Origin of the sequence: Moraxella oculi, from assembly GCF_023336735.1 — a bacterium.
GTDB classification, from domain to species: Bacteria; Pseudomonadota; Gammaproteobacteria; order Pseudomonadales; family Moraxellaceae; genus Moraxella; species Moraxella oculi.
In genome coordinates, this window is the sequence record NZ_JAMBAQ010000071.1 from 1 (window position 1) to 335 (window position 335).

The following is a 335-nucleotide window of genomic DNA, read 5'->3' on the forward strand; positions in this document are numbered from 1 at the left end:
GCGATATATGATAGCTGTGTATCTCACAATCTTAGAGGGGAACAAAAACATGAGTGTCAAAAATAAAATGCTTGTTATCGCACCTTTTTTGATAAGTATAGCTGTATCAATTGAGTTAGATAGGAAATATTATTTTGATATTTATGAATTTTTTATGCACATTCCACCTCAAATGACCACCCATTCCATTCTTCATGTGACCACTTATTCTGGTCTTATTTGATCGCCTGACAAAAAACCACCAGCCAAGCCAATGCCTATGATGGCCTGGGTCGGAATTTGCCTGTCTTTGTCTGCCCATTGATTTAAAAACCATGTGGTTAAAACGCCACCCC

1 protein-coding gene is annotated in these 335 nt (G+C 37.9%); it reads left to right on the top strand.

The features are described 5' to 3' along the window. The coding region (locus M2R47_RS09425) for a hypothetical protein (protein WP_249102552.1) at window positions 1-223 on the top strand (223 nt) is incomplete at its 5' end. Between the last annotated feature and the right edge of the window lie 112 nt (window positions 224-335).